The 20805-nt window shown below is 67.0% G+C and carries 22 protein-coding genes; 15 read left to right on the forward strand and 7 right to left on the reverse strand.

The window, feature by feature from the left end; genetic code table 11:
- Positions 1 to 14: 14 nt before the first annotated feature.
- The 8 genes from EJO66_RS04345 (at position 15) to EJO66_RS04380 (ending at position 8761) form a co-directional block, all read left to right on the forward strand.
- Positions 15 to 2318, forward strand: coding sequence for an NADP-dependent malic enzyme (locus tag EJO66_RS04345; RefSeq protein ID WP_124956394.1), 2304 nt, complete (start codon positions 15 to 17; stop codon positions 2316 to 2318).
- Between the two features lie 226 nt (positions 2319 to 2544).
- The gene (locus tag EJO66_RS04350) at positions 2545 to 3159 is read left to right on the forward strand and encodes a TRAP transporter small permease (protein ID WP_164547769.1); all 615 of its coding nucleotides are present in this window, start codon (positions 2545 to 2547) and stop codon (positions 3157 to 3159) included.
- Position 3160: 1 nt separating this feature from the next.
- Positions 3161 to 4426, forward strand: a complete 1266-nt coding sequence (locus EJO66_RS04355; protein WP_124956398.1) for a TRAP transporter large permease — start codon at positions 3161 to 3163, stop codon at positions 4424 to 4426.
- Between the two features lie 46 nt (positions 4427 to 4472).
- Positions 4473 to 5471, forward strand: coding sequence for a TRAP transporter substrate-binding protein (locus tag EJO66_RS04360; RefSeq protein ID WP_124956400.1), 999 nt, complete (start codon positions 4473 to 4475; stop codon positions 5469 to 5471).
- Positions 5472 to 5595: 124 nt separating this feature from the next.
- The gene (locus tag EJO66_RS04365) at positions 5596 to 6630 is read left to right on the forward strand and encodes an ABC transporter substrate-binding protein (RefSeq protein ID WP_124956402.1); all 1035 of its coding nucleotides are present in this window, start codon (positions 5596 to 5598) and stop codon (positions 6628 to 6630) included.
- On the forward strand, positions 6630 to 7490 hold the full coding sequence (locus EJO66_RS04370) for an ABC transporter ATP-binding protein (protein WP_124956404.1): 861 nt from the start codon (positions 6630 to 6632) through the stop codon (positions 7488 to 7490). The genes EJO66_RS04365 and EJO66_RS04370 overlap by 1 nt, the downstream gene beginning before the upstream one ends.
- A gap of 10 nt (positions 7491 to 7500) precedes the next feature.
- Entirely contained in the window at positions 7501 to 8271 is a 771-nt protein-coding gene (locus tag EJO66_RS04375; protein WP_124956406.1) for an ABC transporter permease, read from the forward strand.
- A gap of 13 nt (positions 8272 to 8284) precedes the next feature.
- A complete protein-coding gene (locus EJO66_RS04380; RefSeq protein ID WP_124956408.1) occupies positions 8285 to 8761 on the forward strand; it encodes a nucleoside deaminase in 477 nt (158 codons plus the stop codon).
- 6 nt (positions 8762 to 8767) lie between these two features.
- Here EJO66_RS04380 and EJO66_RS04385 read toward each other — a convergent pair whose 3' ends face one another.
- The 3 genes from EJO66_RS04385 to EJO66_RS04395 all read right to left on the reverse strand — a co-directional run bounded on the left by EJO66_RS04385 (position 8768) and on the right by EJO66_RS04395 (position 10876).
- Positions 8768 to 8992 (reverse strand): oxidoreductase-like domain-containing protein, encoded by a 225-nt coding sequence (locus tag EJO66_RS04385; protein ID WP_124956410.1) that lies wholly within the window; start codon positions 8990 to 8992, stop codon positions 8768 to 8770.
- A 43-nt stretch (positions 8993 to 9035) separates the two neighbouring features.
- Positions 9036 to 9932: a lipid A hydroxylase LpxO gene (gene lpxO, locus EJO66_RS04390; RefSeq protein WP_124956411.1), complete on the reverse strand. Its 897-nt coding sequence runs from the start codon at positions 9930 to 9932 to the stop codon at positions 9036 to 9038.
- Between the two features lie 71 nt (positions 9933 to 10003).
- Entirely contained in the window at positions 10004 to 10876 is an 873-nt protein-coding gene (locus EJO66_RS04395; RefSeq protein WP_124956413.1) for an NAD(P)-dependent oxidoreductase, read from the reverse strand.
- Between the two features lie 127 nt (positions 10877 to 11003).
- Here EJO66_RS04395 and EJO66_RS04400 point away from each other — a divergent pair, with 127 nt between their 5' ends.
- Positions 11004 to 11336, forward strand: a complete 333-nt coding sequence (locus EJO66_RS04400; RefSeq protein ID WP_124956415.1) for a winged helix-turn-helix transcriptional regulator — start codon at positions 11004 to 11006, stop codon at positions 11334 to 11336.
- 18 nt (positions 11337 to 11354) lie between these two features.
- Here EJO66_RS04400 and EJO66_RS04405 read toward each other — a convergent pair whose 3' ends face one another.
- Both EJO66_RS04405 and EJO66_RS04410 read right to left on the reverse strand, forming a co-directional pair.
- Complete coding sequence (locus EJO66_RS04405; RefSeq protein WP_124956417.1) at positions 11355 to 11753, reverse strand: OsmC family protein; 399 nt, start codon at positions 11751 to 11753, stop codon at positions 11355 to 11357.
- 55 nt (positions 11754 to 11808) lie between these two features.
- Complete coding sequence (locus EJO66_RS04410; RefSeq protein ID WP_015866742.1) at positions 11809 to 12276, reverse strand: winged helix-turn-helix transcriptional regulator; 468 nt, start codon at positions 12274 to 12276, stop codon at positions 11809 to 11811.
- A gap of 66 nt (positions 12277 to 12342) precedes the next feature.
- On the opposite strand from EJO66_RS04410, the gene EJO66_RS04415 reads away from it, so the two are divergent.
- On the forward strand, positions 12343 to 13707 hold the full coding sequence (locus tag EJO66_RS04415) for a D-amino acid dehydrogenase (protein ID WP_338067560.1): 1365 nt from the start codon (positions 12343 to 12345) through the stop codon (positions 13705 to 13707).
- A gap of 12 nt (positions 13708 to 13719) precedes the next feature.
- Here the strand turns inward: EJO66_RS04415 and EJO66_RS04420 are convergent, their stop codons facing one another.
- Positions 13720 to 14802 (reverse strand): aromatic ring-hydroxylating dioxygenase subunit alpha, encoded by a 1083-nt coding sequence (locus EJO66_RS04420; RefSeq protein WP_125964711.1) that lies wholly within the window; start codon positions 14800 to 14802, stop codon positions 13720 to 13722.
- Between the two features lie 296 nt (positions 14803 to 15098).
- On the opposite strand from EJO66_RS04420, the gene EJO66_RS04425 reads away from it, so the two are divergent.
- From EJO66_RS04425 to EJO66_RS04435, 3 genes are read left to right on the forward strand one after another with little or no spacing between them, the layout of a single operon-like run.
- On the forward strand, positions 15099 to 16127 hold the full coding sequence (locus EJO66_RS04425; protein WP_124956423.1) for an ABC transporter substrate-binding protein: 1029 nt from the start codon (positions 15099 to 15101) through the stop codon (positions 16125 to 16127).
- Complete coding sequence (locus EJO66_RS04430) at positions 16124 to 16654, forward strand: nucleoside deaminase (protein WP_124956425.1); 531 nt, start codon at positions 16124 to 16126, stop codon at positions 16652 to 16654. The genes EJO66_RS04425 and EJO66_RS04430 overlap by 4 nt, the downstream gene beginning before the upstream one ends.
- Positions 16655 to 16693: 39 nt before the next feature.
- Positions 16694 to 17524: an urease accessory protein UreD gene (locus EJO66_RS04435; protein WP_124956427.1), complete on the forward strand. Its 831-nt coding sequence runs from the start codon at positions 16694 to 16696 to the stop codon at positions 17522 to 17524.
- Positions 17525 to 17528: 4 nt separating this feature from the next.
- On the opposite strand, the gene EJO66_RS04440 is transcribed toward EJO66_RS04435, so the two are convergent.
- Positions 17529 to 18401: a LysR substrate-binding domain-containing protein gene (locus EJO66_RS04440; protein WP_124956429.1), complete on the reverse strand. Its 873-nt coding sequence runs from the start codon at positions 18399 to 18401 to the stop codon at positions 17529 to 17531.
- Between the two features lie 108 nt (positions 18402 to 18509).
- On the opposite strand from EJO66_RS04440, the gene EJO66_RS04445 reads away from it, so the two are divergent.
- Both EJO66_RS04445 and EJO66_RS04450 read left to right on the forward strand, forming a co-directional pair.
- Complete coding sequence (locus EJO66_RS04445) at positions 18510 to 19100, forward strand: mercaptosuccinate dioxygenase (RefSeq protein WP_124956431.1); 591 nt, start codon at positions 18510 to 18512, stop codon at positions 19098 to 19100.
- 87 nt (positions 19101 to 19187) lie between these two features.
- Positions 19188 to 20774, forward strand: coding sequence for a rhodanese-like domain-containing protein (locus tag EJO66_RS04450; RefSeq protein ID WP_124956433.1), 1587 nt, complete (start codon positions 19188 to 19190; stop codon positions 20772 to 20774).
- Positions 20775 to 20805: the final 31 nt, after the last annotated feature.

A 20805-nucleotide genomic window follows, 5' to 3' on the forward strand; every position in this document is an offset into this window, starting at 1 on the left:
CAAGGAGACTTTTCATGGCTGCCCCTCTGTCACCCGCCGAAGAAGCACTTCGCGAAGCAGCGCGCGAATACCACCGCTCGCCCGTCAAGGGCAAGATTTCCATCAGCCCGACCAAGCCGCTCCTGAACCAGCGCGACCTGTCGCTGGCCTATTCGCCCGGCGTGGCCTACCCCTGCCTGGACATCGCGGCCGATCCGTCGATGGCGGCCGAGTTCACCGCGCGCGGCAATCTCGTGGGCGTGGTCACCAACGGCACCGCCGTGCTGGGCCTGGGCAACATCGGCCCGCTGGCCGCCAAGCCGGTGATGGAAGGCAAGGGCTGCCTGTTCAAGAAATTCGCCGGCATCGACGTGTTCGACATCGAACTGGCCGAGAACGACCCCGACAAGCTGGTCGAGATCATTGCGGCGCTCGAGCCCACGCTGGGCGGCATCAACCTGGAGGACATCAAGGCGCCCGAGTGCTTCTACATCGAGAAGAAGCTGCGCGAGCGCATGAACATCCCGGTGTTCCATGACGACCAGCACGGCACGGCCATCATCTCGGCCGCGGCGCTCATCAATGGCCTCGAGCTGGTCGGCAAGAAGATCGAGGAAGTCAAGATCGCCGTCTCCGGCGCCGGCGCAGCCGCCATTGCCTGCCTCGACGTGATGGTGGGCCTGGGCGCCAAGCCCGCCAACATCTACGCCTGCGACTCCAAGGGCCTGATCTACATGGGCCGCGCGGGCGGCTTCGACGACTCCAAGGCGCGCTACGCCCAGAAAGACACCGGCGCCCGCACCCTGGCCGACGTGGTGAAGGACGCCGATGTGTTCCTGGGCTGTTCCGCGCCCGGCGTGATGAGCGCCGACATGGTCAAGACCATGGCCGGCCAGCCGATCATCCTGGCGCTGGCCAACCCCGAGCCCGAGATCCGCCCCGAGCTCGCCAAGGCGGTGCGGCCAGACTGCATCATCGCCACCGGCCGCTCGGACTACCCGAACCAGGTCAACAACGTGCTGTGCTTCCCGTACATCTTCCGCGGCGCGCTCGACTGCGGCGCCAGCAAGATCACGGAAGAAATGAAGCTGGCCTGCGTGCGCGAGATCGCCGAGCTCACCAAGGCCGACATCAGCGAGGAAGTGGCCACGGCCTACGCCGGGCAGGAGCTGTCCTTCGGGCCCGACTACATCATTCCGAAGCCCTTCGACTCGCGGCTCATCCTGCGCATTGCACCGGCCGTGGCCAAGGCGGCCGCCGCCTCGGGCGTGGCCACGCGCCCGATCGAGGACCTGGAGGCCTACCGCCAGCACCTGACACGCTTCGTCTACCAGACCGGCATGTTCATGCGCCCGGTGTTCGGCGCTGCCAAGATCGCCGCATCCAAGCGCGTGGCCTATGCCGAGGGCGAGGACGAACGCGTGCTGCGCGCCGCGCAGTGGGCCATCGACGAAGGCCTGGCCCAGCCCATCCTGGTGGGGCGCCCGGCCGTGATCGAGGCGCGCATCCAGAAGGCCGGCCTGCACATCCGCGCCGGAACCGACTTCGAGATCGTCAACCCCGAGGACGATCCGCGCTTTCGCATCTACTGGGAGAGCTTTCACAAGATCATGGGCCGCCGCGGCGTCACGCCCGAGGCTGCCAAGACCATGGTGCGCCGCTCCAACACCACCATCGCCGCGCTGATGATGCACCTGGGCGATGCCGACGCGATGATCTGCGGCCTGGTCGGGCGCTTCGACGTGCACCTGGAGCACATCCGCAACCTGATCGGCCTGAAGCGCGGCGCGCCGGGCTTCGCCACGCTCAACGCGCTCACGCTCGAGAAGCGCACGGTGTTCATCACCGACACCAACGTGAACGAAGACCCGAGCGCCGAACTGCTGGCGAGCATCGCCATGATGGCCGCCGAAGAGGTGCGCCGCTTCGGCCTGCCGCCGAAGGTGGCCTTTCTCTCGCACTCGAACTACGGAACCTCGAGCCGCGGCTCCGCGCGCAAGATGCGGCTCGCGCGCGACCTGTTCGCGCAGATGGCGCCCGACATCGAGTGCGACGGCGAGATGCACGGCGACGCGGCGCTGTCGGAAGAGGTGCGCCGCACCGCCCTGCCCGAAAGCACGCTCACCGGCGAGGCCAACCTGCTGGTGTGCCCCAACCTGGACTCGGCGCACATCCTCTACAACGTGCTGAAGATGACGGGCGCCAACGGCATCACGGTCGGCCCGATCCTGCTCGGCGCCGCAGGCTCGGCGCATGTGCTCACGCCCTCGTCGACGGTGCGGCGCGTGGTCAACATGACGGCGCTGGCGGTGGCGAACGCGACGACCGCGCTCAAGTAGGCCGCTTCCGCTTCCCCTGACTGAACCGACGCCCCGCTGCAGTACGCAGCGGGGCGTTTTTCATTGCGGCGCGGCCGGTGCACGCACCGTTTTCGCCCGCCCATCATTTTTTCGGCTGGCATGCAATCTGCTAATACCCTGATCGGATATTTTAAATATCTTATTAATATATTTAGAGAAACCGCAGCCCTTCCGGCCCTTCATCAACCTTCCCTTCTCTTCTCACATGGCAGAACACGCCTTGGAACGCGGGAGCTTCTCCCGCCGGGTGCTCGATGCGTCCGACTTCGTGCTGCGCTGCGAACGCCGGCTGCTCTCGGGCCTGATGGGCCTGCTCATTGCGCTGGTGCTGCTGAACGTGGTCACGCGCTATGGCGGCGTGCCGCTCTACTGGGTCGACGAAGCTTCCGTCTACTGCGTGGTGTGGCTCACCTTCATCGGCGCGTCGGCCATGACGCGGCTGCGGCTGGACTTTGCGGTGACGCTGCTCACCGACAAGCTCGGCGAGAAGGCCGTGCGCATCGCCAAGGCCAGCGCCTCGTGCGGCGTGCTGCTGCTGGGCCTTGCGCTGCTGGCGATGTGCTGGCTCTACATGGACCCGGCGGGCATCGTGCGCTGGGGCTTCGATGCCAAGGAATACGCCGCCGAATCCTTCAACTTTCTCTACACCGAGCGCACGCAGACGCTGAACTGGCCGACCTGGGCCGTCCAGCTGATCCTGCCGGTCTTCTCGCTCACGCTCAGCCTGCATGCGCTGTCCAACCTCATCGAGGACCTCGGCCTGCAGCCCAGGCGCACGCACGCCGAGTTCCACGTGACCAACGCAGACGCGGTGAACTGACATGCTGACCTCCGCATTCTTTCTACTGATCATGCTGGTCGGCGTGCCGATCGGCGCCTGCCTGTGCCTGGCGGGCATCGTCTACATCCTCAACTCCGGCGACACGGTGCTGTTCCAGTCGTTCCCGGTGCAGATGTTCGGCGGCGTCGACAGCTACAGCCTCATCGCGATTCCGCTGTTCATTTTGATCGGCGAGATCATGAACGGCGGCGGCATCACCAAGCGGCTGGTCGACCTCGCGCTGGCCTTCATCGGTTCGGTGAAGGGCGGCCTCGCCTACGTGAACATCCTGGCCAACATGCTGGTGTCGTCGATCATCGGCTCGGCCACCGCGCAGGTCGCCATCATGAGCCAGATCATGGTGCCCGAGATGGAGAAGCAGGGCTACGACAAGACCTTCGCGGCCGGCATCACGGTGTACGGCGGCATGCTGGGGCCGATCATTCCGCCCTCGGTGATGTTCGTGGTGTACAGCGTGCTCGCGCAGGTGGCGGTGGGCGACATGCTCATTGCAGGCATCATTCCCGGTGTGGTCCTCACGGTGCTGTTCTTCATCGTGATTGCCTGCATGGGACTGGTCTACAACTACCCGCGCACCGAGAAGCGCACCATCCGGCAGCGCCTGCACACGGTGCTCACGGCCTGCCCGACGCTGCTGATTCCCATCGTGATCGTCGGCTCCATTCTGGGCGGCTTCGCCAACCCGACCGAGGCGGCCGCCGTGGGCGCGGTGGCCGCGGTGCTGGTGGGCCGCTACGTCACGAAGGAATTCCGCTTCGCGATGATTCCGCAGATCCTGCTGAAGTCGGCGATCTACTCGGCGGTGGTGCTGTTCCTGGTGGCCGCGGCGGCCGTGTTCTCGTGGCTCCTGATCTACGGCAAGGTGCCGCAGGCCACGGCCGCCTGGATCCAGACCGTGGCCAAGGACCCGATCGCGTTCCTGCTGCTCGTGAACCTGATCCTGCTGGTGATCGGCACCGTGATCGACGGCATTCCGGGGCTGATCATGACGGTGCCGATCCTGCTGCCCATTGCCACCGAGATCTACGGCATCGACCCGCGCCACTTCGGCGTGGTGGTGGTGATCAACCTCGTGCTCGGGCTGATGACGCCGCCCGTGGGCCTGAGCTTCTTCGTGGCCTCCGCCGTGACCGGCGCCAAGCCCGGAAAGATGTTCATCGTCACCCTTCCGTTCTTCCTGATCTGCTGCGCGGCGCTGGTGCTGCTGTCGCTGTTCCCGAGCCTGTCGCTGGCCCTGCTCAAGTAGATCAGGCAGGCGCCCCCTTTTCCCTTCACTCAACCCGGAGCTCCGCATGTCCCTCTCTCGCCGCAAATTCGTCCAGGCCGCAGCCGGCACCGCCGCTGCGTCGTCCGCTCTCTTCGGTACCGTGTCGCGCGCGGCGGCCGCCAAGGAATTCCGCCTCGGCCTCATCACGCCGGCCGGCCACTCGTGGAACCGTGCCGCTCTGGCCTTCGGCGAAGCGCTCAAGAAAGCCACCGACGGCCGCCTGAGCGCGACGGTGTTCCATTCGGGCCAGCTGGGCAACGAGTCGGCCATGATGCAGCAGCTGCAGTCCGGCGCGCTGGACATGGGCTGGATCCAGGCGGCCGAGCTCGGTTCGCGCGTATCCAGCGTGGCGGCCATCAACGCGCCCTACCTCGTGCGCTCGACCACCAACGTGGCCTCGCTGGTGCGCACGCCCGCCGCGCTGAAGCTGCTCGACGTGCTGCCGCGCGAAACCGGCACCATCGGCCTGGGCTGGGGCATCACCGGCATGCGCGTGGTGTTCGCGACCAAGCCCATCTCCACGCCGACCGACCTCAAGGGCATGAAGCTGCGCATCAACCCGACGCCGGTGTACCGCGACTTCTACCAGCTGCTGGGCGCCGCGCCCACGCCGATTCCGACGCCGGCCGTTTTCGACGCCATGTCCAACGGCCAGGTCGACGGGCTCGAAGCGGACATCGAGTTCTCGTGGAACCAGCGCTTCGACCGCGTCGCAAAAACGATGCTGCCGATGAATGCGCTCTTCATGCCCTTCGCGCCGCTGGTGTCGGGCCGCATCTGGCAGACGCTCGACGGCAAGGACAAGGCGCTCATCACCGACCTGGTCAAGCAGTCGCTCGACGCGCAGATCAGGGACATCGTGACCACCGAGCTCGGCCTGATCGACAAGTTCAAGGCCAGCGGCATCACCATCAAGAGCGACGCGGGCTACAACCCCGCGCCGATCATCGCGGAGTTCGACAAGGTCTGGCTGCCCAAGGCGCCGCAGATCGCAGAGCTGCGCAAGATCGGCGCGGCTCTCTGAACCAGGGCGGTGCATCGCCGCCCCATCGCGCACCACAACAGTTCCGCGGAAGGGTTCGCACCAATCGCGTGCGGGCACCGTTTTTGCTTGAATGCGGAAGCATTCACCTAACAACGGATCCCGCATGAACAAGCGCCAACTGCTCCAGTCCTTCCTCGCCGCCTCGGCCCTCAGCTTCGGCCTCTCCTCGGCCATGGCCCAGCCCACGACGCCGATCAAGTTCCAGCTCGACTGGCGCTTCGAAGGACCGGCCGCGCTGTTCCTGCACCCCGCCGCCAAGGGCTACTTCAAGGCCGCGGGCCTGGACGTGACCATCGACGCGGGCAACGGCTCGGGCGGCACGGTCACGCGCGTGGCTTCGGGCGCCTACGAGATGGGCTTTGCCGACCTTGCGGCGCTGATGGAATTCCACGCCAACAACCCCGACAGCCCCAACAAGCCGGTCGCGGTGATGATGGTCTACAACAACACGCCGGCCTCGGTCATGGCGCTCAAGAAGAGCGGCATCGCCAAGCCGGCCGACCTGGCCGGCAAGAAGCTCGGTGCGCCGGTGTTCGACGCGGGCCGCCGCGCCTTCCCGATCTTCGCCAAGGCCAACAACATCGGCGCCGTGAACTGGACCGCCATGGACCCGACGCTGCGCGAAACCATGCTGATCCGCGGCGACATCGACGCGATCACCGGCTTCACCTTCACCTCGCTGCTGAACCTGGAGGCGCGCGGCGCCAAGGCCGCCGACATCGTCGTGCTGCCCTACCCCGACTACGGTGTGAAGCTCTACGGCAACGTGATCATCGCCTCGCCCAAGCTCATCAAGGAGAACCCGGAAGCGGTGAAGAAATTCCTCTCGGCCTTTGCCAGGGGCGCGAAGGAAGTCATCGCCAATCCGGCGGTGGCCATCGAATCGGTCAAGGCGCGCGACGGCATCATCGACAGCAAGCTCGAAACCCGCCGCCTGCAGCTGGCCATCGACACCGTGATCAACAGCCCCGACGCGCGCAGCGAAGGCTTCGGCGTGGTCAACGCGGGTCGCATGTCGCTGATGGCCTCGCAGGTGTCGGACGCCTTCAACACCAAGACCCGCGTGAGCCCCGACGCCGTGTGGACCGCCGCGCTGCTGCCGCCCGCGGCCGAACTCAACGGCGTGCTGCGCAAGTGATGGCGGACGCATCGAACGCGGCCGCTGCTTCCTTCGTCGACTTCCAGGACGTCTGGCTCGCCTACAACGAGGAGCTGCTGCGCGCCAACCATTTCGCGGTCGAAGCCATCGACCTGAAGGTGAAGCGCGGGGAGTTCATTGCCATCGTCGGCCCTTCGGGCTGCGGCAAGTCGACCTTCATGAAGCTCACCACGGGGCTCAAGATGCCGTCGATGGGCAAGATCCGCATCGACGGCCAGCCCGTGACCGGGCCGCTCAAGATATCGGGCATGGCGTTCCAGGCGCCGTCGCTGCTGCCGTGGCGCACCACGGTCGACAACGTGCTGCTGCCGCTGGAGATCGTCGAGCCCTACCGCTCGAACTTCAAGGCCAAACGCAAGGAATACGTCGAGCGCGCGCGCAAGCTGCTGCAGAAGGTGGGCCTTGCAGGCTACGAAGACAAGTTTCCATGGCAGCTCTCCGGCGGCATGCAGCAGCGCGCGAGCATCTGCCGCGCGCTCATCCACGAACCCAAGATGCTGCTGCTCGACGAGCCCTTCGGCGCGCTCGACGCCTTCACGCGCGAGGAGCTCTGGTGCATCCTGCGCGACCTCTGGACCGAGCAGCAGTTCAACGTCATTTTGGTGACGCATGACCTGCGCGAGTCGGTGTTCCTGGCCGACACGGTGTACGTGATGAGCAAGAGCCCGGGCCGCTTCGTGGTCAGGCGCGAGATCGAGCTGCCGCGTCCGCGCGAGCTGGAGCTCACCTACACCAAGGAATTCACCGACATCGTGCTGGAGCTGCGCGGACACATCGGCGCCATCCGCAACACGGGCATCAGCGCGGCGCAAACGGCCGCTGCTGCGGTGTCCCACTGAAGGCGGGGCCATGAAGAACACCAAGCAAATCGAACGCTGGTCGCCCTGGCTGCTGCTCGTGGCCGTCATCCTGCTGTGGCAGGTGATCTGCGCGGGCTTCGGCGTGTCGGACTTCATCTTCCCGAGCCCGCTGCGCATCTGGAACCAGTTCTGGGAGTTCAAGGAAATCATCGCCGGCCATGCATGGCGCACCTTCTGGGTCACGATGGCGGGCTTCGGCCTGGCGATCGTGGTGGGCGTGCTGCTGGGCTTCGTGATCGGCAGTTCGCGCATCGCGTATGCGGCGATCTATCCGCTGATGACGGCCTTCAACGCGCTGCCCAAGGCGGCCTTCGTGCCCATCCTCGTGGTGTGGTTCGGCATCGGCGTCGGGCCGGCGATCCTCACGGCCTTCCTGATCAGCTTCTTCCCGATCATGGTCAACATCGCCACCGGCCTTGCCACGCTGGAGCCCGAGCTCGAAGACGTGCTGCGCGTGCTTGGCGCCAAGCGCTGGGACGTGCTCATGAAGATCGGCCTGCCGCGCTCCATGCCCTACTTCTTCGGCTCGCTCAAGGTGGCGATCACGCTGGCCTTCGTCGGCACCACGGTCAGCGAGATGACCGCGGCCAACGAAGGCATCGGCTACCTGCTCATTTCGGCCGGTTCGGCCATGCAGATGGGCCTGGCCTTCGCGGGCCTGATGGTGGTGGGCGCGATGGCCATGCTGATGTACGAGCTCTTCAGCGTGATCGAGAAGCACACCACCGGCTGGGCGCACCGCGGCTCCCAGAACCAATGACGATGCGCGGCGCATGACACGCGACCAGATCATCCGCGCGCTGCGCCGAGCCGACGAGGTGGCCCGCCGCGCCATGGCGATGGGCCGCCATCCTTTCGGCACGGTGCTGGTTGCACCCGACGGCGAGACCATCCTCGCCGAGCAAGGCAACATCGATACGGTGAATCACGCCGAAGCCACGCTGGCGCGGCATGCCGCGCAGAACTGGCCGGCCGATTACCTGTGGCAATGCACGCTGGTCACGACCTTCGAGCCCTGCGCGATGTGCGCGGGCACCAGCTACTGGGCCCACATCGGCCGCGTGGTCTACGGCGCGGAAGAAAGCGCCCTGCTCGCGCTCACGGGCGACCATCCCGAGAACCCGACGCTGAGCTTGCCCTGCCGCGAAGTGTTCGCGCGCGGGCAGAAGAAGATCGAGGTGATCGGGCCCGTAGCGGAGGTGGCGGAAGAGATGATCGCCACGCACCGCGGGTTCTGGGAAGCGCGTTAGGTAGCGCTAAGCCAGCAGCAGCGCGGCCTCGTCGCGCCAGTAGGCCACGGCCGCCAGCCAGCCTTCCCATACGCAGCCGTTGCAGCCGCGCCCGCAGCAGGTGGTGGGCTCGGGTGGCGGCATGCGCAAGGCGAGTTGCCGTGCGGCGGCTTCGAGCTGAACGGCCTCGATCAGCGCCTGGGCGCTGGCAAGGTCGACCGGAACGGGCAGGTCTTTGTCTGCGATGGACATGGGCTGGCGGCGGTGGCCGGGCACCGCACGGCAGGCGTGCGCCTTACCAGAAGATCCAGAGCGCCAGGCCGCCGAAGATGGCCCACTTCACAAGGTAGTACACCCGCTTGTCCCAGGCCTTGAGCCGCTTGCCGATCACGCGGATCTGGTAGATGTACTTGAACGCGCGGTTGATGCCGCCCGTCTTGTCGCCGGCCTCGTTGGGCGAGGCGGCCGCCGCCAGCAGGTTCTTTGCAAACCAGCGGTTGATCGCGCTCGCCCAGCGGTACTTCAGCGGACGCTCGATGTCGCAGAACAGGATCACGCGGTCGTGGTCTGTCGTGTTCTCGGCGTAGTGGATGTAGGTTTCGTCGAACACCACGGCCTCGCCGTCGCGCCAGTGGTAGCGCTGGCCGTCCACGTCGATGTAGCAGCCCTCCACGCCCGGCGTCCACAGGCCCAGGTGGTAGCGCAGCGAGCCGGCGAAGGGGTCGCGGTGGCGCACCAGCCGGCTGCCCGGCGGCAGCTCGGCGAACATGGCCGCCTTGATGGTGCCGATGCCCTTGAGCAGTTCGGTGGTGCGAGGGCACAGCACGGCGGCCGAGGGATGCGCCTCGTCATACCACTTGAGGTAGAAGCGCTTCCAGCCGCTCTTGAAGAAGGAGTTGAAGCCCACGTCGTTGAACTGGCTCGAGGCCTTGATGCTGCCGCCGTTGCGCATGGCCAGCGCCTCTTCGCGGATGACCTGCCAGTTCTCCTCGAGCACGCGCATCTCGGGAAACTGCGCGGGCGACAGGTACGGCGTGCTCGGCACCTTCGAGAAGATGTACATGAAGGCGTTCAGCGGCGCCAGGAAGGTCGAGTGGTCGGACAGCTGCCTGAAGAAACGATGCCGGACCTGGCCGCGGAAATGAACGTAGAGCGCGCTGAGCGCGAAGATGGCAAGAATGACCCACTTCATTATCGAAAGTGTCCTGTAAAGCGGGCCAATAGTGTAATTCTTCGCCCTTGATCCGGCTGGCGGCGGCCTTTTCAGGACCGCAGCAGCTTGATCAGCGCGGCCACTTCCTCGCCGCCCAGACCCGCCGCGTCGGCGCGCTTGAAAAGACCCGCCGCGAACGCCGGGAATTCGGTGCTGATGCCCGCCTGCTGCGCCGTCTGCAGGATGCGCTGGGTTGCCTCGATCGAAATGCGCATCGGGCTTTGCGAAATGGCGAAGTCGCCCGACTGGATGACGCCGCCTTCGTGCTGAAGAAAGCCTGCAAAGGTGGGCATGATGCCGGCCACGATGCGGCCGTATTCCGCCACGTCGAAGCCCTCGTGCTCGGCCACGCGCGCGCCATGCAGGAAGCCCAGCAGGGTTCCGTAGATGGTGGAGAGCGTGGCCAGGTCCATGGCGGCGGCTGCGCTCGCCTTGCCGCCGAGGTAGACGATGCCGCCGCCGAGCACCCCCAGGAGCGGCTCGGCCGCGCGAAAGACAACCTCGGCACCCGACACCAGGATCGGCGTGTCGGGCTGGCCCATCTGGTCGGGCGCGGCCTGGATAGCGCCTTCGAGGTAGCTGGCGCCCTGGCGGTGCGCCCAGGCCTCGGCGTCGCGCGCGTCCTGTGGGCTGCCGGTGGTCAGTTGCACCAGCAGGCGGCCGTCCAGCGCGGCAGCCACGCCCTCCATCGCAAGAATGGCATCGGCCGCGCGGTAGTCGTAGACGCACATCACGGCCACCGGGCTTGCGCGCACCGCTTCGGCGGCGCTGCCTGCAGCCAGGGCGCCGCGGGCCGCCAATGCGTCGGCCTTGCCGGCCGTGCGGTTCCAGACCGTGACCGTGTATCCCTTGTCGAGAAAGAGGCGCGCAAGGGTCTGGCCCATCGATCCCAGTCCCAGCACGGTGATTTGCTTGTTGCCCATGGCAGTCCATTCGCGAGTTGTGAAGAGGCCTGCATCGTAGGAATTGCACTCTCCAACGGTCAAGTACCTACAATAAAGTGAGGTACTTACCAAAACGTATGTAATGGAACCAGAGAAGGATCGGCGGATGAAAGCGAAAAAGCCCTACTCCTGCGGCATCGGCCCCGCGTTCGAAGTCATCGGCGGCAAATGGAAGGCGGTGATCCTGTGGGAGCTTCACGTGCAGGCGCGCCGCTTCGGCGAACTGCGGCGGCTCTTGCCCGACATCAGCGAGAAGATGCTGATCCAGCAGCTGCGCGAGCTGGAGGCGGACGGCCTCGTGCACCGCGAGGTGTTCCACGAAGTGCCGCCGCGGGTGGAATATTCCGAGACGAAGCTCGGTGCATCGCTCAATGCGGCGCTCGGGCCGCTGGCCGATTGGGGCGACCGCTATGCGAGGCGCGCGAACGCCGCGCGCTGAACGAGAGAGGCGGCCTCTTCAGGCCCAGCCGGTCTCGATCTCGGTCTTCACCTCGGTCATGAGCCGGTGCACCGGGCACTTGCCGGCCACGCGCAGCAGTTCGTCGCGCTGCGCCTCGGTCAGTTCGCCGGTCACGCGCAGGCTCGACTTGAGACGGTAGACGCCCTTGCGCTCCTCGCTGTCGTCGCGGTCGACGATCACTTCGATGTCCTCCACCGGCATGCCCTTGCGGCGCGCGTAGATCAGCACGGTGAGCGCCTTGCAGGCGGCCAGCGATGCGTCGTACAGGTCGTGCGGCTGCGGACCCGCATCGCTGCCGCCGCCGGCCGGCGAGGCATCGATGGGAATCTCGTGGTTGCGGATCTTGAGGATGTGACGCGTGCCCGTGATGCCGTCGCGCCGGACCGTGATGCTCATGCCGATGTCCTTTGTGGGGTGTGGATGCCGGGCGCGATGGTAGCCCGCAACCGCTTCAGCGGTCGACCGCGAGCATCAGCGTTTCCTTGATCTCCTCCATCACCACGTAGCTGTGCGATTCGGCCGCCACGGGCAGCTTCTTGAGGATGTCGCCCAAGAGGTGCCGGTACTCGCTCATGCCGCTCAGCCGCGCCTTCACGAGGTAGTCGAAGCTGCCCGAGACCAGGTGGCACTCGAGCACCTCGGGCATGTGCAGCAGTTCCTTGCGCACCTTGTCGAACACCTCGCCCGACTTGGCCGAGAGCTTGATCTCCACGAACACCAGCAGCGTCTTGCCCAGCGCCTCGGGCGACACATGCGCGTGGTAGCCGCTGATGACGCCCTCGCGCTCCATGCGCTTCACGCGCTCGGCGCAGGGCGAGGCCGACAGGCCGATGCGCTCGGCGAGTTCGGTCATGGAAATGCGGCCCTGGCGCTGCAGCAGGTCGAGGATCTTGCGGTCGATACGGTCGAGTTCGGGCATTTCACTCCGGGGCTGGCAATTGGCTTGCCGTCTGTAGTGAATTTCACTGCAAAACGTCAAAAAACAATGAAATCCACTGGATTATGCGCTTTAGATTCCATGCATTCACCTTCATTCACTCAAATACCCATGAAAGTCATCGTTCTCGGCGGCGGCGTGATCGGCACCACCACGGCCTACTACCTTGCGCGCTCGGGCGCCGACGTGACGCTGCTCGACCGGCAGGCCGGCCCCGCCGAGGAAACCAGCTTCGGCAACGCCGGGCAGGTGTCGCCGGGCTATTCGACGCCATGGGCCGCTCCCGGCATTCCGCTGAAGGCCATCAAGTGGATGTTCCAGAAGCACGCGCCGCTGTCGATCCGCCCCGACGGCACGCTGTTCCAGCTGCGCTGGATGGCAGCCATGCTGCGCAACTGCTCGCCCGAACGCTACGCGGTGAACAAGGAACGCATGATGCGCGTGGCCGAATACAGCCGCGGCTGCCTGCAGCAACTGCGCGCGGAGACCGGCCTCAACTACGAGCACCGCACCGGGGGCACGCTGCAGCTGTTCCGCACCCAGGCGCAGCTCGACGCGGTGCAGCGCGACATCGCGGTGCTCGAGGAATGCGGCGTTCCCTACGAATTGCTCGACCGCGATGCGCTCGCACGCGTGGAGCCCGCGCTGGCCGGAGCGCGCGACCGGCTCACGGGCGGCCTGCGCCTGCCGAACGACGAGACCGGCGACTGCCACCTGTTCACCCGCGGCCTGGCCGACATCGCGCGCAGCCTGGGCGTGGACTTCCGCTTCGGCCAGACCATCGACGGCCTGGAAACCGATGGCGGCCGCATCACCGGTGTGCGCACCAGCGCCGGCAAGATCCTCACCGCCGACCGCTACGTGATGGCGTTCGGCAGCTACTCGCGCGCTGCCATCGCATCGCTGGGGCTGGACATTCCGGTGTACCCCGTCAAGGGCTACTCGCTCACGGTGCCGCTGATCGACGAGGCGCTGGCGCCGCAATCGACCGTGCTCGACGAGACCTACAAGGTCGCCGTCACGCGCTTCGACGACCGCATCCGCGTGGGCGGCATGGCCGAGCTCGGCGGCTTCGACCTGCGCCTGAACCCGCACCGCCGCGCCACGCTCGAGAAGGTGGTGAGCGACCTGTTCCCGGGCGGCGACCTGCCGCGCGCCACCTTCTGGACCGGCCTGCGCCCGATGACGCCCGACAGCACGCCCATCGTCGGCGCCACGCGCTATGCGAACCTGTTCCTCAACACCGGCCACGGCACGCTCGGCTGGACCATGGCCTGCGGCTCGGGCAAGCTGATCTCCGACCTCGTGACCGGCCAGCGTCCGGAGATCCGCACCGATGGGCTGGCGATGGACCGCTACGAACAGGGCTCATCGCGCGCAGAGCGCCCGAATCCGGCAACGGCCCACGCCTGATGCAGCGGCCGCTCAGGCGGCCTTTGCAATCGGAATCGCCCCGCCGGCCATGCCGCGGTAGACCTCCGCTTCGCCATGCTTCGCAAGCAACTGCATCAGGTGCTTGCGGATCAACATCCCCGGCCGGTCGGACTCCATCGAATACTCGACGCCGCGCCGGCGCGTGTCGACCAGTGCGTCGGGGTCGGTCGATTCGAGGATGTCCTTGTCCTCGCGCGTGACCGCCTCGTCGAAGTCGATCAGCATCTGCGCCGTGCAGTCGGCCTCGGTGTCGTTGCGAAACAGCCATTGGCACAGCTGCATGCGGCCGTCGTCGATGGGCGTGAAGCAGTTGATGATGATGTGGCGCACGCCGCTCGGGTATTCGATGTCGAGCCGGCGCGAGAACGGCAGGAAGTAGGCGTTGCGCATGTGGCGCGTGGTGATCGCATCGGTCACGCCGCTGATGGCGTGGAACTTCACCGGATTGGCCGCCTCGATCACTGTCTCCGCGTAGAAGCCGCCCTCGTTCTCCACCAGTTCGTACTTGCTCGGCTTCGGGCTCGCGGCCACGCCGAAGGTGGCGCGGTGCACGAAGCTGAAGTGCGAGTTGTCGAACGAGTTCTCGAGGGCGCGCATCGGGCTGGTCTGCCACTCTTCATAGAACTGGAAGATCGTGCGGTAGCCCGGCTCGTCGAATTCCGGAATCGCCGGAATGTCGGCGATGGGCTCCTCCAGCGCCACCCAGGCGTAGCCGTAGCGCGCAGTGCAGCGGTAGGCGGTGGTGCGGTACTCCGGCGAGATCTTGCGCTCGGCCTCGTACTGCGGAATGCGGATCACCTGCCCGCTGCGGTCGTAGGTCCAGCCGTGGTAGCCGCACTGGATGGCGCCGTGTCCGCAGGCCTGGCCTTCGGCATCGACGCACCAGCCTTTCGACAACTTCGCCGTGCGATGGCAGCAGCGGTCGCGCAGCGCGGCAGGCTGGCCGCCGGCGTCGATGAAGAGAACGATGTCTTCGCCCAGCAGCCTGAAAGGCTTCGGGCCGTTGGCCAGTTCGGTGAGCGGCATGACGGCATGCCAGAACTTGCGGAAGACGGATTGTTGGGTGACGAGCATGCGTGGACTCCTTCTGTTGTTGCGCGTGGGTACGAACGAACCTGAAAGAGCAATTTCCTGCCGCAAGGGCTGAACGCTTCTACTCTGCGCCACCTGCCATGCAAATTGCGCGCCCGCATTGTGGCCGGGGCGAGCCACGCATTCAAGCCCTGGCATGGCTCGTGCAACGATTCCCGCAAGAGTAGAAGCGTTCAGCAGCGCACGCACCACCTTTGTGCGCCCGCCCGGAAATTGCTCTTGAAGTGCCTTCCGCCTCGCGCGGAGGGATTCAAGACCCGAGGATTCCGAGGCCCCACATGCAACGTCGATTCTTTCTTGCGGCCAGCGCCGCCACCCTTGCCGCTCCCACCGTCTTTGCCCAGGGCGGCGGCAAGCCGACCCCGCTCAAGTTCACGCTCGACTTCCGCATCAACGGCCAGACCGCGCCTTTCTTCCTTGCGCACAGCAAGGGCTACTACCGGGACGAAGGCCTGGACGTGGCCATCGACACCGGCGCCGGCTCGGTCGCCTCGATCACGCGCATCGCGAGCGGCGTCTACCAGATGGGCCTGGGCGACATCAGCTCGCTGGTCGAGTTCAACGCGCAGAACCCCGGCACCCCGATGGTGCAGGCGGTGTACCAGTACTACAACCGCGCACCCTTCGTGATCATCGGCCGCAAGGACCGCGGCGTCACGGCCGACTTCAGGAGCCTCGCGGGCAAGAAGGTGGCCGCGGCGGCGGTCGAATCGACCCGCCGCGCATGGCCGATGGTGGCGCGCAAGCAGGGCATGCGCAGCGACGCCTTCCAGTGGCAGACCACCGACTTCAGCGCGCGCGACAACGTGATGGTGCGCGGCGACGTCGATGCCGCCACCTACTTTCATGACTCGGCCATTTCGCTCTTCGCGCGCATGAAGCCGGAAGAACTGTCGGTGCTCAGGTATGCCGACGCGGGCGTCAACCTCTATGGCAACGCCATCCTCGCGAGCAGCAACCTGATCGCGCAGAACCCCAGGGTGGTTGCGGCCTTCCTGCGCGCCACCAACCGCGCCATCACCGAGACCTTTGCCAATCCGGCGCCCAGCATTGCGGCCATGCGCCAGCGCGAACCCATCCTCGACGAAAAAATGGAGCTTGAACGCTGGGGTGTCACGGCGCAATATGTGGGTGCCGCCGACACGCGCGGCCACGGCCTCGGCGACATCCACAAGCTCACGCTCGAGCAGCAGGTCGACGAGGTCGCCGACGTATTCGGCCTCAAGGTCAAGCCCTCGTCCGACGCCATCTTCAACACGTCGATGCTGCCATCGCGCAACGAACGCATGATTCCCACCAAGGCATGAACTCCAGCAACAGCAACCTCCATTCCACGCTCCCCGAAGAAGCCACGCTCGACGAGCGCGACGGACGCTACCTGCGCAAGGCCATCGTCTGGTCGCATGCGGCGCGCCGCCGCGGCAACCGGCCCTTCGGATCGGTCATCGTCTCGGCGGCCGGCGAAGTGCTGGCCGAAGCAGCCAACAGCAACACCGAGACCGGCGACTGCACGGCCCATGCGGAGATGAACGCGCTGCGCGCGCTCGCGGGGCGCGGCCTCACGCGCGACGAACTCGCCGGCGCCACCATCTATGCATCGGGCGAACCCTGCGTGATGTGCGCGGGCGCGATCTTCTGGTCGAACATCGGCCGCGTGGTGTTCGGCATCGACGCCGAGCGGCTGCGCGTGTTCCGCGGCGAGCGGCAGGACCAGCGCGATGCCGAGCTGTCGTGCCGCGACGTGTTCCGCGCCTCGCCGCATCCGATTGAATGCATCGGGCCTGCGCTGCTCGACGAAGCCAGCGCTGCGCACGACGGCGCCTGGGCTAGCTAGCCGCCGCGCGCGGCGGTGCGGGGCGAATAGACTCGTTGGATGTCCTGGCACGCCCATCTTCATCTCGACTACCGACAGGAAGCCGCCCGCAGCGTCGCGCGCTTTCGCCATGACGGGCCGCTGCGCATTCTCCAGAGCCTCTATCCCGAGGGCGATGCGATCTGCCACAACGTGCTGGTGCATCCGCCAGGCGGGCTGGTGGGCGGCGACACGCTGGACATCGACATCGAGGCGGCCGATGGGAGCCATGGCCTGATCACCACGCCGGGCGCGTCGCGCTTCTACCGCTGCGAAGGCGAGCTCGCGCTGCAGCGCACGCGCATCCGGCTTGCCAAGGGCGCGCGGCTCGAGTGGCTGCCGCTGGAGGCCATCTGCTACAGCGGCTGCCGGGCCGAGAACCGGCTCACCATCGAGGCCGAGCCCGGCGCCGAGATGATCGGCTGGGACGTGACCGCCCTCGGGTTGCCGAATGCCAACCAGCCGTTCGAGCGCGGCACCTATCTGCAGCACATCGAAGTGCCCGGCGTGTGGCTGGAGCGCGGGCGCATCGACGCGGCGGACCAGCGGCTGCTGCAAAGCCCGCTGGGCTTCGGCGGGCATCGCTGCATCGCGTCGCTGTTCTTCGTGTCGGGCACGCCGGCCGCGCGGGCGCGCCGCGAAGCGCTGCTTGCGCTCGCGCGCACAGCCATCGATGCGCACGGGCGGCAGGAGAGCGCCGGTGCGACCAGTCCGCATGCGGAGATCGTCGTGCTGCGCGTGCTGGCGCCGGTGGTCGAGCCCGCGATGCAGCTGCTGCGGCAGGTGTGGCAGGCCTGGCGCGCCGAGCTGTGGCAGTTGCCGGCGAGTTCGCCGCGCATCTGGGCCACCTAGCGTTTCAAGCCGGCACGTCGGTGCGCGGCAGCCGCAGGTGCGTCTTCAAGGTCTCGAACACCTGCCGCGTGACCGGGTTCACCACGTGGCTGCGCACGTACAGGTAGTAGGCCAGGTCGGGCAGGCGCGGCATGCCGTCGCCGGCGCCCAGCACGCGCAGGCCCGCATCGAGCTGCTCCACGCCGCGCGCCGTCACGCCCAGGCCCGCGCGCAGCGCGGCCTTGATGCCGATCAGGCTCGATGAGGTGTAGCGCGGTGTCCAGGCCACGCCCGCGGCGTCGAGCGCCTCGTGGCCGATGCGGCGGAAGATGCTCGGGCCGTCGGCCATGATCAGCGGCACCGGCTTGGACGGGTCGTGCACGTAGCTGGCCGCGCAGAGCCACACGGTCGGCGAATTGCGCAGCACCACGCCATCGAACTGCGGATCGGCGCGGTTGGAGATGATCATGTCGACCTCGCCGCTCTTGAGCGAGGTCATGAGGTAGGGGCTGCGGCCGATGTGGATGTCCAGCTGCAGCAGCGGCGAGGTGCGCGCCACTTCGGTGAGCAGCAGCGGCAGCATGGTCTCGGCCACGTCGTGCGGCGCGCCGATGCGCAGGTTGCCTTCGAGCTCGCCCTGCCGGAGGCTGCGCAGCGCCTCGTCGTTGAGCGCGAGCAGGTGGTGCGCATAGGTCAGGAGCCGCTCGCCATGTTCGGTGAGCCGCTTCTGCCGGCCCTGCTTAGCGAACAGCGCGTGGCCCACCTGCTCTTCGAGCCGCTGCATCTGCTGCGTGATGGCCGACTGCGTGCGCCCCAGATGCACCGCCGCCGCCGCAAAGCTGTGGTGGCTGACGATGGCCGCGAAGGAGCGCAGCAATTCAAGATCGAGCGTGGGCATACATTAATTTTATTGATGTATTTCTTGCGCCGGCTGGATTGTCGGGTCACGCCCGCGTCACTACAGTGAATGCACACCAAGACAAGCATCCCCACTGGAGAACCCTGCATGAGCACCCTGTCCGACCCACGCCGCGAGGCGGTCGCCGCATCCATCGACCGGATGAAGAAAGCCATTGGCGGCGCTGAACCGACCCGCGAAAAGCTCGATGCGGTGCTCGACGCGCTGCAAGGGCTGGCCGCGCGCACCGACTACTGGGGCGCCGCCGACTTTCCGGCACCCGAGGCCGGCGAGCACCAAGCCCGCTACCTGATTGCCGAGGACCCGGACCAGAGCTTTGCGCTCTACCTCAACGTGATGCGGCCGGGCAAGAAGATCGTGCCGCACAACCACACCACCTGGGCCTGCATTGCCGCGGTGGAAGGCACCGAGCACAACCGCGTGTACGAGCGGCGCGACGACGGCTCGGTGCCGGGCGTCGGCAAGCTCGAGGAAACCGCGCTGGTCGTGGTCGCGCCCGGCAAGGGCATCGCGCTGATGCCCGAGGACATCCACTCGGTCGAGATCCAGGGCGACCAGGTCATTCGGCATCTGCACATGTACGGCCGTGCGCTCGAGACGCTGAACCAGCGCACCGCGTATGACCTGGAAGCAGGCACGTACCAGACGATGGGCATCGGCGTGCAGACGCGCCGCTAGGCCCCTCTTTCAACCTCGTCTTCTTTCATGCGGGCCGCGCCGAGCGCGGCCTCGCAGGACCGCGTTCGTCCCAACGGCTTGCTTCCCATGACCTCTTTCATCGACCCGAAGACCCTCAAATCCTGGCTGCACGATGGCGGCGAGATCGCGCTGCTCGACGTGCGCGAACACGGCCAGTACGGCGAGGCGCATCTGTTCTACGGCATCCCGCTGCCCTTCAGCCGGCTCGAACTCGATGCGCCGCGCCTCGTGCCGCGCCGCGGCGTGCGCGTGGTCGCGTATGACGACGGCGATTCCGACGTGGCCGAACGCGCCGCCCAGCGGCTTGCCGTGCTGGGCTACACCGCCGTGCACGTTCTGCAGGGCGGCACCCGCGCCTGGAAGGCCGCGGGCCATGCGCTCTTCGCGGGCGTCAACCTGCCTTCGAAGACCTTCGGCGAGCTGGCCGAAGAGGTCTATCACACGCCGCGCGTGAGCGCCGACCAATTGGCCGAGATGCTGGCGCGCAAGGAGAAGGTGGTGGTGCTCGACGGCCGGCCGGTGAGCGAGTTCCACAAGATGAACATCCCCACGGCCACCTGCTGCCCCAACGGCGAGCTGGCCTACCGCGTGCGCCGGCTGGTGCCCGACACCACCACGCCCATCGTCATCAATTGCGCGGGCCGCACGCGCAGCATCATCGGCGCGCAGACGCTCATCAACCTGGGCCTGCCCAACCCGGTCTATGCGCTGGAGAACGGCACGCAGGGCTGGTACCTGAACGACCACGCGCTGGAACACGGCGGCACGCGGCGCTATGCGGCGGACAGCGGCAACACCGATCTGCGGCCGGCCGCCAAGGCACTGGCCGAGCGCTTCGACGTGCCCACGGTCACGGCGCAGACCGCGCAGCAATGGGCCGGCGATGCCAGCCGCAGCCTGTTTCTCTGCGACGTGCGCACGCCCGAGGAATTCGCTGCCGGCACACTGCCCGGCGCGCAGCACACGCCCGGCGGGCAGTTGATGCAGGCCGGCGACCAGTACGTCGGCGTGCGCGGCGCGCGGCTCGTGCTGTTCGACGACGATGGCGTGCGCGCGCCCACCATTGCGCACTGGCTGCGCCAGATGGGCCACGATGCGAGCGTGCTCGAAGGCGGGCTCGCGAGCGGGCTGTCGCTCGCGCCCCCCGCTGCGCCGGCCGCACCTGCGCTGGCGACGATCGATGCACAGGCGCTGTCCGCCCGCCTTGCGCAGGGCGACGTGGCGCTGGTCGACCTGCGCCCGAGCATGCAGTTCCGCGCCGGCCATGTTCCCGGGGCGCGCTGGTCGATACGCCCGCGCCTGGCCCAGGACGTGAAGAACGAAACGCGCCAGCTCGTGCTGGTGGCCGACGACGCTGCGCTCGCGGCCTGGGCCGCGGCGTCCGAGCTGGCCGGCCTCTCGACCAAGCCGCTGCAACTCGAAGGCGGCATGGCCGCATGGCGCGGCGCCGGCCTGCCGGTGCAGGCCACGCCCGCCCTGCCCGCCGATGCGGACTGCATCGACTACCTGTTCTTCGTGCACGACCGCCACGACGGCAACAAGGAAGCGGCGCGCCGCTACCTCGCCTGGGAGACCGGCCTGGTCGCGCAGCTCGACGCGCAGGAGCGCTCGGCCTTCAGGCTGCCGGCCGCTTCCGCCGCGCCGCACGCCTAGCTCCCCCGGTTTCACTTTCTCCGTTCGTTCG

Source organism: Variovorax beijingensis (genome assembly GCF_003951285.1).
GTDB lineage: Bacteria > Pseudomonadota > Gammaproteobacteria > Burkholderiales > Burkholderiaceae_C > Variovorax > Variovorax beijingensis.

Bases quoted from the DNA above. Each gene is read 5' to 3' on its own strand.
- EJO66_RS04420 (WP_125964711.1), bottom strand. From the start codon at position 14,802: ATGCTCGTCACCCAACAATCCGTCTTCCGCAAGTTCTGGCATGCCGTC.
- EJO66_RS04425 (WP_124956423.1), top strand. From the start codon at position 15,099: ATGCAACGTCGATTCTTTCTTGCGGCCAGCGCCGCCACCCTTGCCGCT.
- EJO66_RS04415 (WP_338067560.1), top strand. From the start codon at position 12,343: ATGAAATCCACTGGATTATGCGCTTTAGATTCCATGCATTCACCTTCA.
- EJO66_RS04350 (WP_164547769.1), top strand. From the start codon at position 2,545: ATGGCAGAACACGCCTTGGAACGCGGGAGCTTCTCCCGCCGGGTGCTC.
- EJO66_RS04380 (WP_124956408.1), top strand. From the start codon at position 8,285: ATGACACGCGACCAGATCATCCGCGCGCTGCGCCGAGCCGACGAGGTG.
- EJO66_RS04385 (WP_124956410.1), bottom strand. From the start codon at position 8,992: ATGTCCATCGCAGACAAAGACCTGCCCGTTCCGGTCGACCTTGCCAGC.
- EJO66_RS04450 (WP_124956433.1), top strand. From the start codon at position 19,188: ATGACCTCTTTCATCGACCCGAAGACCCTCAAATCCTGGCTGCACGAT.
- EJO66_RS04395 (WP_124956413.1), bottom strand. From the start codon at position 10,876: ATGGGCAACAAGCAAATCACCGTGCTGGGACTGGGATCGATGGGCCAG.
- EJO66_RS04360 (WP_124956400.1), top strand. From the start codon at position 4,473: ATGTCCCTCTCTCGCCGCAAATTCGTCCAGGCCGCAGCCGGCACCGCC.
- EJO66_RS04375 (WP_124956406.1), top strand. From the start codon at position 7,501: ATGAAGAACACCAAGCAAATCGAACGCTGGTCGCCCTGGCTGCTGCTC.
- EJO66_RS04405 (WP_124956417.1), bottom strand. From the start codon at position 11,753: ATGAGCATCACGGTCCGGCGCGACGGCATCACGGGCACGCGTCACATC.
- EJO66_RS04445 (WP_124956431.1), top strand. From the start codon at position 18,510: ATGAGCACCCTGTCCGACCCACGCCGCGAGGCGGTCGCCGCATCCATC.
- EJO66_RS04355 (WP_124956398.1), top strand. From the start codon at position 3,161: ATGCTGACCTCCGCATTCTTTCTACTGATCATGCTGGTCGGCGTGCCG.
- EJO66_RS04370 (WP_124956404.1), top strand. From the start codon at position 6,630: ATGGCGGACGCATCGAACGCGGCCGCTGCTTCCTTCGTCGACTTCCAG.
- EJO66_RS04410 (WP_015866742.1), bottom strand. From the start codon at position 12,276: ATGCCCGAACTCGACCGTATCGACCGCAAGATCCTCGACCTGCTGCAG.
- EJO66_RS04440 (WP_124956429.1), bottom strand. From the start codon at position 18,401: ATGCCCACGCTCGATCTTGAATTGCTGCGCTCCTTCGCGGCCATCGTC.
- EJO66_RS04400 (WP_124956415.1), top strand. From the start codon at position 11,004: ATGAAAGCGAAAAAGCCCTACTCCTGCGGCATCGGCCCCGCGTTCGAA.
- EJO66_RS04365 (WP_124956402.1), top strand. From the start codon at position 5,596: ATGAACAAGCGCCAACTGCTCCAGTCCTTCCTCGCCGCCTCGGCCCTC.
- EJO66_RS04430 (WP_124956425.1), top strand. From the start codon at position 16,124: ATGAACTCCAGCAACAGCAACCTCCATTCCACGCTCCCCGAAGAAGCC.
- EJO66_RS04435 (WP_124956427.1), top strand. From the start codon at position 16,694: ATGTCCTGGCACGCCCATCTTCATCTCGACTACCGACAGGAAGCCGCC.
- EJO66_RS04345 (WP_124956394.1), top strand. From the start codon at position 15: ATGGCTGCCCCTCTGTCACCCGCCGAAGAAGCACTTCGCGAAGCAGCG.
- lpxO (WP_124956411.1), bottom strand. From the start codon at position 9,932: ATGAAGTGGGTCATTCTTGCCATCTTCGCGCTCAGCGCGCTCTACGTT.